Below are 15,322 nucleotides of genomic sequence, written 5' to 3'. Positions count from 1 at the left end.
CAGTATTGGCTTGAGACACCTTTACTATTGTAGCATAGGAGGCTTTATTATACATTCTACATCGTCACTACTACACTATTCGCCCCAGCATAGCTGGGGGATTTGCTCTTTCATATTAAATGGGTCATCCAGTTTACGAAATGAATTTTCTTTTACGTACATGGTTTTTGTCACAGACATTATGGTTCCTCCTTATAAAATACCGTTATTTACGTATATCGCTTTTTCAAAATATCGCAATATCGTTATTTTGTCAATATCATTTTTTGCATTTGAAACAAAAAATCTGCACCCTTCCATCTTACGATGAAAAAATACAGATTTTATGCTTATATGTACATCTAACAACTTTTCTATCCCATAAAATACAGATATATGTTTCCATTCACATTTTCCGCAATGTAAACTTCTACAGATCTTGTCTTATTTCTTTTTCCCTTTTTCATAATAAAATATAAATCATCGATCCTGGACTCTAGTAATTCTTTCTGATATACATTTCCCTGATATCCTGGTACTTTAAATGTTTCTATTTCCTCATATTCACGGTACTTTGCATTCAGAGTATTTATAATTTCATCTTTTTTCTCGCGCTCTATGGAAAGCCTGATATATGCCACTTCATCAAATAAGCTTTTCTTAATACTCCCTTCTTCCTCAAAAATTCCCTCTTTAAATTTAACCTCCAATTCTTTTTCTACATACTGTTGTAAGTTTCTTTTTTGAATCCCTGTATTTAAAAGCATCGTTGTAATTCCCCCCAATATAATAAATGTCACCACAATAATTGTATATATATACTTTTTTTTCAAAATATTCTCCTTTTAATTTAATGACCGCCAATACCTCTGTTACATGAAGCAAGTACTCTTCCTTCATTTGCACACCTTTTATTTAATTCTTTTACCATATCTGTAAGGTTCATTTTTTTATCTTTCAGTACTTCAGTATTAACCTGTCCATTTTCATATTGATAAATCATCCATCCATTATTTTTCCTCTTTGAATTCTCCGGCAACCAGTCTTTATAATGCTTATCTCCCTTTGATGAATAAGATCTTTTTGTTATATTAAAAAAGGTCAAATTAGGTGATACAGTACCATCACTTGCCATAACAGGCGCTCCATTTACTTTTCTTGAAAAACTTGCGGCAACATTATCATCAGAATAGTCTGCATGTCCGGCGTTACATCCATAAAGTACAAGATTGTCCATATTCTTATTATCAAGCTGGCTAATATCACCCGTTGTAAAATAATCTTTGCTTCCTTCATATCCCAAAACACGCGGATTAGCATGTGAATTAATTACCACAGTATCGATATCAACCTGCTGCCCATTTTCTGTGCCCATAGCATTCCATCCATTCCTCAAATCCTGATTACTATTTATCGGGATTAAATGAACTTGGTCTCTACTATATCCATACTGTTTCGCTAATTGTTTCTGATCATTTTTTGCCTCATTTTCCCATTCAGGGCAGTAAAAAATATAACAATCTTCTCCGTTCAAATCCGTAAATATAATTGGATTATTCAGGCAATACGTGTATAGATTGACCGATTCCGGATTTCCAAGATGCATAAACTGATCTGCATCTCTTCTTATAAATCTGCCCCAATCGGTTCTGTACTCTCTTGAATAAGTATGATATGCACCAAGAGCCAAATTAAAAAATAATCCCGTATATCCGAATGGATAGTTTTCATCTATTTTTCCCTGTTCAATGTTTCCAAAAGCATCATAACTCCTTTTCTCGAACAGTAATCCGTCATCATTATAAATCTGCTTCACACTTCCCAGAAAATCACATTGATAATAATTATTTTTTCCATTTGTATTTTCTGCAAGCAAATGATCATCCCAGAGATAGCTTGTATCATTTCCATTATGTCGAATCATAAGGATATTATTATAATCTCTGGTATAATCATAAATATATTCTCTAACGTCTGATTGAAAACCGAATTTTCTTTTCTCTTTAATTCTGTTTCCCAGAGCATCATATTGATAAAATACAGACTCTCCTGTTTCTGAGATAAATTTTACCAACTGATCCGCACTATTATAAATATACTGTTTTTTTCCGGACTTTCCTTTTTCTGATATAAGATTTCCTCTTTTATCATATTTCAAATATATATTATCTGTAGCTTCACCTTTTTGAATCTGAATCTCAATCAATTGATTTAATTCATTATACTTATAGTTAGTAATGCAGCCTTCCCGTACCTCCTTTACTCTGTTTCCAAATATATCATACTGATATTCCAATAACTTTTTATTATTTTTCCAAACTTCTGTAAGTCTATTTAACAGATCATATATGTATTTCTTTTCTTCAGTTAGATCCTCTTTTTCATCAAATACATTCTCTTTTGTCAACCGTCCCACCGAATCATAATAATAGTGATATATCATTTTATAACCATTAGCATCTTTGTGTATCAATTCTCTCATTCTGCCATTCACATAATAATCATATTCTTCAGATATTCCATTAGGCATAATCTTTTCCATGAGTCTTCCATTCTGATCATATCGATATCGAATTTCTTCTTCACCAGCTCGAATTCCTGTTTGTCGTGTAATTTCATCATACTGATATATCTTTTTTTGTCCATCCGGATAAACAATAGACTGTTTCTTATTTGAGCCTTCCCAGTTGTATGAAATTATATTCTCCTGTACATCACATACTTCTGTGATTCTTCCAAATTTATCATATAAAAAATTTATAGTTCCATTCCAATCCTGAATTTTTTCAATCTGACCACGATAATTATAATTAATCGCTACTTCTCCTAAATCTGGATACTTTATACCTTTTACCTTTCCATCTGCATAATAAAAATATTCTATGTTTTCCCCCTCTTGCGATATACGCCGAATCATATTACCATAATCATTATATTCATAAATATCTTTACAACCAGATTGATCTATTCTCGATGCAAGTTTTCCACCTTTTGTATACTCATACGTTAAAATATGATACGCATCGTCCTTATTAAATACATTCTGTTCTTCCGTTGCCTTTTTCAAAATCTGTCTGGCTGCATTTTCAGATAAGTTTCCTCGCAAAATATGTATCAAGCGATTCATACAATCATACTCATATCTTATTTCATTTCCAAGTGGATCCTTTATATAATTCATTTTTCCAATAGGAGTATACTGAAATTCATAAATTGCACCATTAGGATATTTTTTTCTTATTACATTTCCCGTTATATCATATTCAAAATCAATCGTATGTCCTAAATTATCACTTATTTGGGTTATGCGTTTCTCTCTGTCATATTTATACTTCAAGATATTTCCATTTTTAAATTTCTTTTTAATTATTTTCTTATCTGCATCGTAAAAAAATTCAATATAGGAACCATCTGCATATGAAGATTTTATCAAAGTACCATCGCTATTATATTTGTATGAGCTAATTCGTCCATTCTCGTCTTTAATCTTAATAACTCGTCCCATGACATCATACTCATATTCTGTTGTTTTTCCATATATATTTCTCTGCTTTACACATCTTCCAGCTGAATCATAAATACACGTAAGCTGTTTTCCTTCTTCCGTATTCATCTCAAGGATATTGCCCCTGCTATTCCATAAAGCGTTTTCTGAATATCCTACATTATCAGATTTTCTGACTATTCTTCCCATATCATCATACGCAAAATGAATAATATATTCTCCTTTTTGATATGTAACACAATTGCCAACTGCATCATATTGATACTCTGTACATTCCCCATCTAAATCTATTTCTTTTATCAATTGATTTTTTTCATTAAAACTTCTAATTATTTCTCCACCATTTGGCATTTTTATACCGATTCTATTTCCAAACGAATCATATTTATATTCCACAGAATTACCACATTTATCAATATGTTCTGTCAGAAAACCTCTTCTGTTATATTTCCACTGTTCAGAATAGCCGTCAAAGTCTGTAACTTCTATTACCTGATGTCGTTCATTATATTTATAATATCTGGTATTTCCTTCACCATTTGTGTATGATAACAAATCACCTGCAGCTGAATAAGTATAAAATCTGCTGATTCCTGTTGGAGATTTTTTTTCTTTCACATTTCCATATTCATCATAATAATATTTTGTAACGCATCCACATTCATCACATTCTTCTATTAAATTTCCTTTTTCATCATAAGAAAATGTATAGAATGACGCATCAGGATTTATAATGCCTACCACTTGGCCATATATATTATATTTAAATTCTGTTATATTTCCACATTCGTCACATAACGTTTTTATATTACCTACGTCATCATAAGAAGCTTCTCGTTTCTCTCCATCTGCTAAAATCATTTTCACTGGTTCAGCAGTATGTGCCTCATAAAAATATTTTGTTTCTTCTCCCATTGGATTAATAAATGAAATAATATTCCCATTTTCGTCAAAATATCTAATATAGTTCTTCCCATTTTCATCTATATATGTAGTTCTATGATTTTGATCATTATAACAATATTCTTCTTTTGTTCCAAGAAATTCTGTACAAATATGTCTTCCGGATTCATCATGATAATATGTAATTTTAGTTCCATCTTCTCTGACCAGTTCTACATAATTTTCACCATATTTATACTGTAATATCACGTGATCCGCAAATTCCTGTCTGATTACGCGATTATATTCATCATAATAAATAGAAAATATAATTTTTGAATTTGTATCAAGATAAGAGGTCAGACGTCCTGCTATATCATAATCATATATGGAATTATGTTCATCTATTGACTGTACCCTTGTCAAAAATACATCTTCATAAAACAAATTTATTGAACGTCCTGTTGTGTCTGATACACAAATTAGAAGTCCATCATCATTATATTCGTAAAAAATACTATTCTGATATTGATCTGATGCAGTTTTTAATTTTCCATTCTCATATTCAAATGTAATGGCATTTTGATTATTATCAAATATCTTAATCAACAATCCCTCTGTATTAAACAAATATTTATATTCGTTTTTTCTAGTATAAAGATAATTTTCTCCACTTATAGATATACTGTCATAACTTCCAAAAACACTATGATAATTATTATCTTTATCCAGATGAAATTTCTCTATTTCCCCGTTTCCCCAATACACGTCTATTTCATCTTTTCCAATATCCAAATATGATTCATAATTATGCTGCCATCCTACCCCAAGGCTTCCCTGTTGCAGTAACATTGAATTATAATATCTTGAAAATGACAAATTTAATGAATGATAAAAAGAAAATTCTTCTACATAATCGACATAATTTCCTGTACACATATTAACAGGATCTCCATCATATACAGAAATTTTTCCATTTATTCCTCCTGGCCAAAAAACAATATTCTCAATCAATTTACGAGTCGCTTCTGAAAAATATTTTAAAATATCTTCTATATTTTTCTTCTCTGTCTGTCCATTGAGAATGGTACGCTCACATTTCTCATACATTTGGCAAATTTCCAGCAGAACAGATCCCATATTTTCAGTTATAGCTACCTCTCTCCGAACTTCCAAAATGATATTTCGTAACTTTGCTTTGATCATGCTCATAGAAGTTTCTGAACTCATTTCACTACATATTGCGTCACATTGCTGCGCTATATTTTCAATCTGTGTTGCTATATGAACAATATCATCTGCTTTATTCTGCACAGCTCCTGTTTTAATTTCAAATTCACTCATACTTTTTCTCCTTCCAAATGTGGCATCAATCTGATACACGTCCGGATTTCTAACTACTCTATGTTGATACCTAAATCACATTTCTTAATCCAGTGTATCTACCGTATCTTTCTGCAAACATTAAATATTAACTACAAAAAGCGCCGGACAACCAAAATCATCCGACGCAGACATAACACCTAACTCAAATGCGAGTTTAATATCCTACCAATCATCACCTCATGCCAATACATAATCTCCCAAGCCGGAGTATAGCCAATCTTTATAATTTATTAATATTATACTTTATTTGTCTTGAAACAGCAATTAAAATTAGATAATTTTCATAATTTTTTTTACAGTTCACATCATTTTCACTCTCGCCATTCTATGACATTTTCCGGTTTTTTCCTTGGCCTGGGGCAGGTTTTTTCCGCCGCATAGCCGATGGCCAGTGCCGCATAGGGCTCTCCATTCAGCCATTCACTCAGCTCTTTCTGGGCAAAAAATGTATCACAGATCCATAAACTTCCAAGCCCAAGCTCCGTAGCTGTAAGTGTCATATTTTCAATGGCAGCACCTATGGACTGTGCATTGCAGATTTCCGATACACGCTCATCCATAGTCGGTGTCTTATCAAAAGAGGCCGCAATTTCATTCACAATAAAGATGATCACCGGAGCCTGCCTCATGATTTGAAGGGTATGCTCCGCACCGGTTATATATGGGCTGCTGTCCGGAATGAACGGGCTTATTTTTTCCCTTGAAATTCCTTTTTCCATCACATTGCAGACCTCTTCTTTTGCTGCGTCTGTAGCTACGATAAATTTCCACGGTTGCCGGTTTTTAGAAGACGGCGCCAGCATTCCTGCTTGCAGGATCTCGCTGATCTGCTCTCTGGAAACCGGTGCGTTTTTGTATTTTCGGATACTTCTTCTGTTTTTGATTGCTTCCAGCATTTTTGCTTCCTGATTCGAGTTTTTTATCTATATAAATAGTTGCTAAGCTACTTTTATATCCTATCTTCCTCTTGGGTGTGCGAAATACACCACAAAAACCCCTTCCCGCATCGCACGTCCACATCCTGGAAATGATTTCCCTTATTCCATTCCAAAACACACTCTATCTTCTCATCATTTCCATACCAGCTGTCCATTTCCCGAATGTTCGATCCAACCTGCCGCATTACGGAATTCCGGGTTTTCTCTTCACGGTCTCCAAGGCTTAGGTATACTTTCTTTGTCTGTATCTGTTTTGTTTCCGTATATTCCAACCATCCGGGGAACCATACGGATGGCGATATTCCGGCTGCTGCCGCAAATTTGACAGTACTCTTTTCCTGGTAAGTGCTCCACAGGGCAAACAGTCCTGCAAGGGAATAACCTCCCAGAATTACCGGAATATCTTTTATACCTTCTTCTAATTTATAGCGTCCCGCAATCTCCGGTATCAGCATTTTTTCTATAAAAGCCAATGTTTCGCCGGCACCTTCTCCGAAAGATTCTTTTCCGAATACCGCCGGAGCGCACCAGGGTGACAGATCCTGGTTCCAGTCTTTTACCAGAAATGCAGCCAGCAGAAAACTCTTTTTTGTGTGTTCTGTCATAAATCGGATCTGCTGATCCAACATCTGTGCGTGTGGCTCGTTGACTGGCTGAATCAGAAGATATTCTGGATTTTTATTTGCATAGACAATGCAGGTGATTTCATTAATCTCAAAAATATTTTTTTCCATAGTCATTTTTCTCACGACACATAATACCCAATCTTATCCCTTGCCATCCGGTACTGTTCCAGCGACATGACTACTTTTCCCTTGCGAGTATCAATGAGTCCGTCTTCTTTCAGTTTTGTGATGGTTCGGTTGATGGTTTTTACGGTCATTCCCAGCTCTTCCCGGATTCCTTCCCTTGTTTTTCGGAGGATAACTTCTCCCTTTTTCTCGATGTTGTGGGCGGAGGCAAATTTCAGCATGTAGTCCAGGAACAGGAACGTAGGAGGATAAAAAAGTCTGGCGCCCCGGTTGTAAGAGGAGCGGTAAAGTTTGTATGCGATCTTGTGAGCTACCAGGCGCAGAAGATGGATATCCTGGGCGATCCACATTTCAAAATCTTCTCTGGAGATCATGAATACCACGCATTCGGTCAGTGTTTCGATAGATACGGATGTGAAAGGTTTTTCCGCAAGGATCGTAACTTCACCGATAAAATCAATGGGCTCATTTTTTTCGATCATAAATACATTGCCGTTTTCAAATTCATTGATCACCCGGTTATCTCCGCTGCATACGATCCCGAAATAATCCAGAGGATAGTCTTTCTGATGGATGATGGTTCCCGGTGGAAATTTCCGGATGGTGTAGCGGGTTTTCAGTTCTTCCGGCATATTTTTGAAATAAGTTTCTACCTCCGGATAGGTTTCGATCAGTTCTTCCAGTGTCATTTCTTTCCTCCGACAAAACAATAATAAATATTTCTTTCATTATACCATGAGTTATTCTATAAATTTATATTTTTTTCCAAAAAGTCCCTTTTGTCCTTTTTTTTACTTTTTCAAAAGTGTACAATCCTCACCGTAAAGAGTTCAGACAGGCAAATGTATTTTATCTGCTTTGCCCGAAGCTCTGTACCGGATCGTTATAGAAGACATCCGAATCACTTTACCAGCAGTTTTTTGCATCCAACCTTGTTGCTGATACACATGGGAGCCCCGAAAAACTGTCTGATACATTTTAGGGAGGTAAGAAATGAAGCAACAGGAGTTTATGTATTCAGGCCTTGGCGAGCGCCTGAAAAAAGAATGGAAAATCTATCTCGCCGCACTGATCTTTATCATAATTGCTGATTCCATAGGACAGATCAAGATTCCCCTGGGACCAGGAACTTTGATCTTGTTTCCTATTTTTTATTCTATTTTTCTTGGTATCCTTTCAGGACCTCAGATCCTGAAGATATTCAAAAAGCCTGAGGTAAAGGCTGCATCCAAACTGGTTATCGTATGTATCTGTCCTTTTATCGCCAAGCTCGGCATCAATGCAGGCGCAAGTATTGAGACTGTGATCTCCGCAGGTCCGGCACTTCTCCTTCAGGAGTTCGGAAACCTGGGAACCATCTTTTTGTCACTGCCTATCGCACTGCTCCTTGGCCTGAAACGTGAAGCTGTCGGTGCCTGCCACTCCATTAACCGCGAGACGAACCTGGCTTTGATGCAGGATGTATTCGGACCGGACTCCCCTGAAGCACGCGGAAGTCTTTCCATTTACATCATCGGCGGAATGGTCGGAACCATCTTCTTTGGTTTTATGGCAACCGTAATCGCTTCCACCGGCCTTTTTCATCCGTATTCACTTGGTATGGCTTCCGGTGTTGGCGCCGGCATCATGATGGCAACTGCCACCGCTACGTTATCAGAAATGTTCCCGGCAATGGCGGATCAGATTGGTGCACTTGCAAGTGCCAGTGAAACTATTTCAGGCATCGATGGAATTTACATGGCCCTCTTTGTAGGTATCCCGCTGTGTAATTGGCTTTACGGAAAACTGGAACCAAAGCTTGGTCCGATCCATGACAAACTGGCTGGAAAAGGAAAAGGAGAGAAATAACAATGAGATATATTGAGTGGGCTGTAATGTTTCTTGTGGCAGGTGTTGGAATCGCCCTTGCCAATTTTGTAGGATTTCAGGTAAACTTTATGGATTCTGTTCCAGGCATCCTGATCCTCCTTGCGATTTCTTTTGTATCGGTAGTGATCAGCAAACTGGTGCCTTTTAAGCTGCCGGTGATCGCTTACTGTTCTCTTATCGGACTTCTTGTTGCAAGCCCGTTATGCCCTGCCCGTGAGTTTGTGATCGAAGCTGCCGGAAAGATCAATTTCACCGCACCGCTGACCATGGTTGGTGCCTATGCCGGAATCTCCATCAGCGACCAGCTGAAAGAGTTTGCAAAACAGGGATGGAAAATGCTTCTCATCGCGGCTCTGGTCATGATCGGAACCTTTACCTGTTCTGCTATCATCGCCCAGATTGTTCTGTCTCTGACACATGTGATCTGATAAATTCATGGACTTTCTTCGGCCGGCTGGTGTCTTTTCACTGACCGGCTGTTTTTTCCTGTCACACAAAACAAAGATTTCAAAAATCAGCTTTAATCTGGGAGGTAAAAATGAACGAAAAAACAACTTGTGATATCTTAATCCGTAACACTTCCATCCTGGATGAAAACTTCCAAATCCGGCGCAGCATTTTCATTGCCATCCAGAACGGAACCATCCTTTCCATCACCTCTGAAGAGCCTTCCTGCCTTGCAGCCACAGAAACCATCGATGGAAAAGATCTCCTGTGGATGCCAGGCCTTATAGACGGCCATATGCATACCGGGCAGCAACTTCTCAAAGGTGCGGTACTGGATGAACTGCCCATGATCTGGACCAGGATCATGCTGCCTTTTGAAAGCACTCTGACTCCGGAAAAAATGCGTCTCAGTGCCAGCCTTGCCGCCCTTGAGATGATCAAAAACGGAACTACCGGATTTGTGGACGCAGGAAGTTATTTTATGGAAGAAGCTGCCAGAGTTTACCTGGCTTCAGGCCTTCGCGGCGCACTTTCCCATTCATCCATGGATCAGGGAAATTTTCCGGATTCCATACGACAGACTACGGAGGAAGTTCTTGCATCGGAGGACCATCTTTTTGATGAATTTCACGGAAAGGGAAGCTTAAAAGTATTCTATTCCTTACGTGCACTGATGAACTGCTCCACTGCACTTATTAGAGCCACTGCCGGACGGGCCACAGAGCGGAATACTTTTTTTCAGGCTCATATGAATGAATATGCCGGAGAAGTAAATTATACTCTGGAAAAATTTCAGCTGCGTCCTGTGGAATATCTGGATTCTCTCGGGGTTCTGAATGCGGATTTCCTTTCTGCCCACAGCATTATGGTGTCCGCCCACGAGCGTTCTCTTCTTGCAGAAAATCAGGTAAAAGTTGTTCATTGTCCCTTCAGTAACTGCGGAAAAGGTGTGCCGGATACTCCTTCTCTTCTGGAACAGGGAATCTGCACCGGTCTTGGCACAGACGGAACTGCACACGGAGGCTTAAGTCTCTGGAATGAAATGAAGATCTTCCGCTCTGTTATGAACGCTTTCTGGGGAGTAAAAAATGCAGATCCTGCTGTAATGCCTGCAAAAACTATCCTGAAAATGGCTACCGAAAACGGTGCTCACATTCTTGGTGAAAAAAAATCCGGTGTATTAAAAGAAGGGTTCAAAGCCGATCTGATCTCCATCAACTGGCGCCAGCCACATCTTCTTGCCACAAACAATCCGGTAAATACACTTCTGGAATGTGTCTGCGGAAATGATGTGTCTGACAGCATTGTAAACGGAAAACTTCTGATGCGAAACCGCCAGGTACTGACCCTGGATGAGGAAAAGATCCTCTGGCAGGCAGAGAAATATTTTACTTCCGGGGAGGTGTCTGAATGAATTCTTTAACGCTCCTGACTCTCGTGATCATCGCAGCCGCAAATATGGCAGTTGGCGGATGCATCGGAATCTGTGGAATTGCCGGTTTTCTGCTGCCTATGCTGTACACAGGCGGACTTGGCTTTGACGTAACTTATGCGCTGGCACTCAGTTTTCTTGCGTTTCTGGTATCCGGTATTATCGGTTCTTTTAATTATTACAAAGCCGGAAATCTGGATGTAAAAATGTCTCTGAAACTTGGTATCGGCAGCCTCATCGGTGCCATTGCCGGTGTATTCCTTCAGTCCATGATCGAGAAATCCACAGCCAAAACCATCCTTTATCTGGTGGTACTGTTTTCCGGTGCTTCCATTCTGGTCCGGATGTGGAATGAAAAAAGAAAAGCAGCTTCCGCTGCCTCAAATGAAAGCCCAGACTCTTCTGAGCCTGTACGTTCAAAATCCATTGCAGACCATATGGGATTCCTGATCTTCCTCGGGATCACTACCGGAGCGATCTGTTCTCTCTCCGGTGCAGGCGGCCCGGTCCTTGTGATGCCTCTTCTGGTAGCATGCGGAGTGTCCGCAAGGATCGCCGTCGGTGTAGCACTTTTTGATTCCGTGTTTATTGCCATTCCTGCATGCATTGGCTATCTTTCCAGAATTACCTGGACAGAAATCCTGGGACTTCTGGTACTGATTGTTCTGACTCATGGGATCGGCGTATGGCTGGGAAGCCGTTTTGCGGGAAAAGTTCCTGTTCAGGGGCTGAAGATATTTGTAGCTGTATTCTCTGTATGCATTGCCATTTATATGCTGATGTAAAATATTTTTTGTTGCATCATTCTGAAAATTCCTGTATAATCAACGTAATAATCACAACTAAAGAGCGTAACGTACAAGGGCGTACAGCACATGTTTCCTGTGTCTGTACGCTCTTGTTGGTATTTCTGCAGTCCTGCAGGGATTTCGCTTTGAGAAAGGGAGGAGATTTCTATGATGAATGCAATCGGAAATGTGATAAACCAGATCGACAGTCTGGTGTGGGGCTGGTGGATGATCATTTTGCTTCTGGGTACTCATATTTTTATGACCATCCGCACCGGGGTGATCCAGCGAAAGATTGGTACTGCCATCCGCCTGTCTGTCACCAAAGATCACGATGCAGAAGGTGAAGTCAGCCAGTTTGGAGCTCTGACAACGGCACTGGCTTCTACTATTGGAACCGGAAATATCATCGGTGTCGGTACTGCTATCGCTCTTGGCGGTCCCGGTGCAGTTCTCTGGTGCTGGCTTACCGGTGTTTTTGGAATCGCCACCAAATACAGCGAATCTCTCATCGCCGTAAAATACCGTGTCAAAACCAAAGACGGACGTATGCAGGGTGGTGCCATGTATGCTTTGGAACGTGGCTTAAATATGCGCTGGCTTGGTCTGATCTTCGCGTTTTTTGGCGGTTTTGCCTCCTTTGGGATCGGATGTGCCACCCAGGTCAATGCCATCGCAACGGTATGTAACGAGAACCTCCATATCCCGCCAGCAGTGATCGGCATTGCTGTGGCTGTTCTTACTGCTCTTGTTATTTTCGGCGGGATCAAATCCATTGCAACCGTATGTGAACGTCTTGTTCCGTTTATGGCATTTTTCTATGTGATCGGATGTATCGTCATCCTGGGGATCAATTTCGATTTTATCATTCCTGCCGTAAAAACCATCTGCAAACTTGCATTTACTCCTGGTGCCGCTGCAGGAGGTCTTGTGGGACGTGGTATCATGATGGCTATGCAGTATGGAATCGCAAGAGGACTTTTTTCCAATGAATCCGGTATGGGTTCCGCGCCTATCGCCGCAGCTGCAGCCCAGACAAGAAATCCGGTACGTCAGGCTCTTGTTTCCAGTACCGGTACATTCTGGGACACCGTTGTAGTATGTCTGATGACCGGTCTCGTTCTTGTCACCAGCATTATGAAAAATCCTTCCATAGACATGGGAAATATCACTGACGGTGGTGTCCTTACCACCCTCGCATTTCAGCAGATCCCGATCCTTGGCCCTGTGATCCTGGTGGTAGGTATCATTTCCTTCGCATATTCTACTGTCCTTGGGTGGGCATATTACGGGGAACGGTGCGTAGAGTATTTTTCCGGCAAAAAAGGCCTCATCCCTTATCGTGTGCTGTACATCGCGGTAGCTGCCATTGCTCCTGTTATTTCCCTGAACCTGGTATGGACCGTAGCCGACATCCTGAATGCGCTGATGGCCATTCCCAATCTGATCGCAGTACTGCTGCTTTCCAATGTAATCGTAAAAGAAACAAAGAAATACATCAATAATCTGGATGCACGGGACGATACTCCAGTAGAAGTGATTGATAAGTAAAACATTCATAGTTATAAAGTCGTATATAACAAAGTTACAGCTCCAACTGCTTCTGATCATTACAAGGCAGTTGGAGCTGTTATTTTACAACACATCCTGTTCTTTCATCTCTTCAGACACTGAAAGATATTCCTTACTGTTCTCCACGATTCCGAGTTTTTCTTCCCAGGTAAGGTTTCGTTTGATCCTGGCCGGGCTTCCCATTACCAGTGAACCATCCGGGATCACCGTATTTTTTGTCACAAGACTTCCGGCTCCTATGATGCAGTCGTTTCCAATCTTTGCACCATCCAGAATCACGGCTCCCATTCCGATCAGTGTACGGTCTCCGATGGTGCATCCATGGATCACTGCATTATGCCCCACAGTAACATTGTTTCCGATATGGACCGGCATGTTGTGGCTTACATGAATGGTACAGTTCTCCTGGATATTAGTCTCTTCTCCGATCACTACCGGAGCATCATCTCCACGGATCACTGCATAGTACAGCACGCAGCTGTCACGGCCGATCGTCACATCTCCAAGGATCACAGACTGTTTTGCGATCCTGGCGCCTTCTGCGATTTTTACATTTTTATAGTTCATTTTTTTTCTCCCTGAATCTGCTTAACCCATATTATATTTCGTCCGGATCACAATGTCCGTATACTGATATTCCTTCTCCGGTGTTTTGTTGTCAAAAAGGAGCTGGAACAGAATGGTCACCGGGGAATGCCCCTGTACAGCCGCATCCTGTCCGATAAGAAAATTGATGGTTCCTTCCTTCAGCCATTTCAAATTTTCTTCCAGGAAATCATTGGCGATCACATGCATGGTTTTGTCTTTTCCAAGCTTCTGTAGCGTCTGGCAGACACCCTTTACGCCATGACCCGTAATATAGATACCGGTCAGTTCCGGATAAAGTTCCAGAAGTTCTTCCACGATCTTGGATGCCACCCACTCATCATCATAGGAATATCTTGTATCCACAACCTCAATTCCCGGGAAACTTTCCTTGATCTCTGTTGAAAATCCCTTCTGCCTGCTGATCAGGCCAGGATTGGCAACCTGTCCGGAAATGATGGCAACCTGTCCGCTTCCTCCTGTCATTTCCCCCATCAGGCCTGCTGCTGTACGACCGGCCTGAAACGTATCCTGTCCCACAAAACATAATCGCTTCGTATCTTCCAGATCTGCATTAAAGGTAACTACCGGAATTCCATACTCTTCCTGATACTGATCGATCCTCGCTCTTAATAACTGATCTTCCGATGGTGTCAGCGCAATCCCGTTAAAACCTTCTTCCCGGAGTTCTTCCATTGCAGCCATTACTTTTTCCGGCTCCACACCCTCGATCTCATAGATCTTTACCGTTCCGCCAAAACTCTCCACTTCTTCTTTTGCTTCCAGAACTCCTTTTAAAACCTGCTGCATAAAAGGCGTCGTCATATACTGAAGGATCACACCGATACGGATCTTCCGCTTTGCCATAGCAAGGGCACGACCTGCACGGCTGGGTTGATACCCCATCTCCTGAGCGATCTTTTTGATCTTTTCCTCTACTTCCGGGCGGATACGGCCTCTGTTGTTCAGTGCCCTGTCCACGGTGCCCCTTGAAACCCCGGCCGCTTCCGCGATCTGCTGTAACGTTACTGCCATATTTTACCCTCCAAAACATCTCCTGTGCTTTTCGTGTTCACGTGCACATGTTTTTATTTCATTATACCCATTTACGTGTTCTCAGGCAATCCCTGATTTGATTATTTTTATAATTTACAGGCAAGTCCCCACCCACTGCTTATCTCTTTTCG

Annotated in this window: 12 protein-coding genes; 5 read left to right on the top strand and 7 right to left on the bottom strand. The window is 40.2% G+C overall.

The genetic code is table 11. The features are described from left to right. Positions 1 to 353: 353 nt before the first annotated feature. The 5 genes from KQI39_RS11360 to KQI39_RS11340 all read right to left on the bottom strand — a co-directional run bounded on the left by KQI39_RS11360 (position 354) and on the right by KQI39_RS11340 (position 8,131). On the bottom strand, positions 354 to 812 hold the full coding sequence (locus KQI39_RS11360) for a peptidoglycan binding domain-containing protein (protein ID WP_216418473.1): 459 nt from the start codon (positions 810 to 812) through the stop codon (positions 354 to 356). Between the two features lie 17 nt (positions 813 to 829). Next, on the bottom strand, positions 830 to 5,710 hold the full coding sequence (locus KQI39_RS11355; RefSeq protein ID WP_216418471.1) for a DUF6531 domain-containing protein: 4,881 nt from the start codon (positions 5,708 to 5,710) through the stop codon (positions 830 to 832). Positions 5,711 to 6,063: 353 nt separating this feature from the next. Then, on the bottom strand, positions 6,064 to 6,648 hold the full coding sequence (locus KQI39_RS11350; RefSeq protein WP_216418469.1) for a nitroreductase family protein: 585 nt from the start codon (positions 6,646 to 6,648) through the stop codon (positions 6,064 to 6,066). Positions 6,649 to 6,701: 53 nt separating this feature from the next. Next, a complete protein-coding gene (locus KQI39_RS11345; RefSeq protein WP_253293153.1) occupies positions 6,702 to 7,424 on the bottom strand; it encodes an esterase in 723 nt (240 codons plus the stop codon). A gap of 11 nt (positions 7,425 to 7,435) precedes the next feature. Next, positions 7,436 to 8,131: a Crp/Fnr family transcriptional regulator gene (locus tag KQI39_RS11340; protein WP_216418465.1), complete on the bottom strand. Its 696-nt coding sequence runs from the start codon at positions 8,129 to 8,131 to the stop codon at positions 7,436 to 7,438. 304 nt (positions 8,132 to 8,435) lie between these two features. Here KQI39_RS11340 and KQI39_RS11335 point away from each other — a divergent pair, with 304 nt between their 5' ends. The 5 genes from KQI39_RS11335 (at position 8,436) to KQI39_RS11315 (ending at position 13,529) form a co-directional block, all read left to right on the top strand. After that, positions 8,436 to 9,290: a DUF3100 domain-containing protein gene (locus KQI39_RS11335; RefSeq protein WP_173761951.1), complete on the top strand. Its 855-nt coding sequence runs from the start codon at positions 8,436 to 8,438 to the stop codon at positions 9,288 to 9,290. A 2-nt stretch (positions 9,291 to 9,292) separates the two neighbouring features. Continuing rightward, positions 9,293 to 9,739, top strand: a complete 447-nt coding sequence (locus KQI39_RS11330) for a hypothetical protein (RefSeq protein WP_148446604.1) — start codon at positions 9,293 to 9,295, stop codon at positions 9,737 to 9,739. 110 nt (positions 9,740 to 9,849) lie between these two features. Beyond that, a complete protein-coding gene (locus tag KQI39_RS11325) occupies positions 9,850 to 11,172 on the top strand; it encodes an amidohydrolase family protein (protein WP_216418443.1) in 1,323 nt (440 codons plus the stop codon). Further along, on the top strand, positions 11,169 to 11,975 hold the full coding sequence (locus tag KQI39_RS11320) for a sulfite exporter TauE/SafE family protein (RefSeq protein WP_216418441.1): 807 nt from the start codon (positions 11,169 to 11,171) through the stop codon (positions 11,973 to 11,975). Before KQI39_RS11325 ends, KQI39_RS11320 begins: the two co-directional genes overlap by 4 nt. A gap of 174 nt (positions 11,976 to 12,149) precedes the next feature. Then, on the top strand, positions 12,150 to 13,529 hold the full coding sequence (locus KQI39_RS11315) for an alanine/glycine:cation symporter family protein (RefSeq protein WP_418408151.1): 1,380 nt from the start codon (positions 12,150 to 12,152) through the stop codon (positions 13,527 to 13,529). An 84-nt stretch (positions 13,530 to 13,613) separates the two neighbouring features. On the opposite strand, the gene KQI39_RS11310 is transcribed toward KQI39_RS11315, so the two are convergent. Together KQI39_RS11310 and KQI39_RS11305 are read right to left on the bottom strand one after the other, a co-directional pair. Next, a complete protein-coding gene (locus KQI39_RS11310) occupies positions 13,614 to 14,117 on the bottom strand; it encodes a gamma carbonic anhydrase family protein (protein WP_216418438.1) in 504 nt (167 codons plus the stop codon). 21 nt (positions 14,118 to 14,138) lie between these two features. Beyond that, positions 14,139 to 15,170 (bottom strand): LacI family DNA-binding transcriptional regulator, encoded by a 1,032-nt coding sequence (locus KQI39_RS11305; protein ID WP_216418437.1) that lies wholly within the window; start codon positions 15,168 to 15,170, stop codon positions 14,139 to 14,141. Positions 15,171 to 15,322 lie beyond the last annotated feature (152 nt).

The sequence above is a fragment of the Blautia sp. MSJ-36 genome (assembly GCF_018917985.1).
GTDB lineage: Bacteria > Bacillota > Clostridia > Lachnospirales > Lachnospiraceae > Blautia_A.
The sequence above is the reverse complement of the archived record's forward strand: the minus strand, read 5'-3'. Positions and strand labels throughout refer to the sequence as shown.

Bases quoted from the DNA above. Each gene is read 5' to 3' on its own strand.
- KQI39_RS11305 (WP_216418437.1), bottom strand. From the start codon at position 15,170: ATGGCAGTAACGTTACAGCAGATCGCGGAAGCGGCCGGGGTTTCAAGG.
- KQI39_RS11320 (WP_216418441.1), top strand. From the start codon at position 11,169: ATGAATTCTTTAACGCTCCTGACTCTCGTGATCATCGCAGCCGCAAAT.
- KQI39_RS11330 (WP_148446604.1), top strand. From the start codon at position 9,293: ATGAGATATATTGAGTGGGCTGTAATGTTTCTTGTGGCAGGTGTTGGA.
- KQI39_RS11340 (WP_216418465.1), bottom strand. From the start codon at position 8,131: ATGACACTGGAAGAACTGATCGAAACCTATCCGGAGGTAGAAACTTAT.
- KQI39_RS11350 (WP_216418469.1), bottom strand. From the start codon at position 6,648: ATGCTGGAAGCAATCAAAAACAGAAGAAGTATCCGAAAATACAAAAAC.
- KQI39_RS11325 (WP_216418443.1), top strand. From the start codon at position 9,850: ATGAACGAAAAAACAACTTGTGATATCTTAATCCGTAACACTTCCATC.
- KQI39_RS11355 (WP_216418471.1), bottom strand. From the start codon at position 5,710: ATGAGTGAATTTGAAATTAAAACAGGAGCTGTGCAGAATAAAGCAGAT.
- KQI39_RS11310 (WP_216418438.1), bottom strand. From the start codon at position 14,117: ATGAACTATAAAAATGTAAAAATCGCAGAAGGCGCCAGGATCGCAAAA.
- KQI39_RS11335 (WP_173761951.1), top strand. From the start codon at position 8,436: ATGAAGCAACAGGAGTTTATGTATTCAGGCCTTGGCGAGCGCCTGAAA.
- KQI39_RS11315 (WP_418408151.1), top strand. From the start codon at position 12,150: ATGAATGCAATCGGAAATGTGATAAACCAGATCGACAGTCTGGTGTGG.
- KQI39_RS11345 (WP_253293153.1), bottom strand. From the start codon at position 7,424: ATGGAAAAAAATATTTTTGAGATTAATGAAATCACCTGCATTGTCTAT.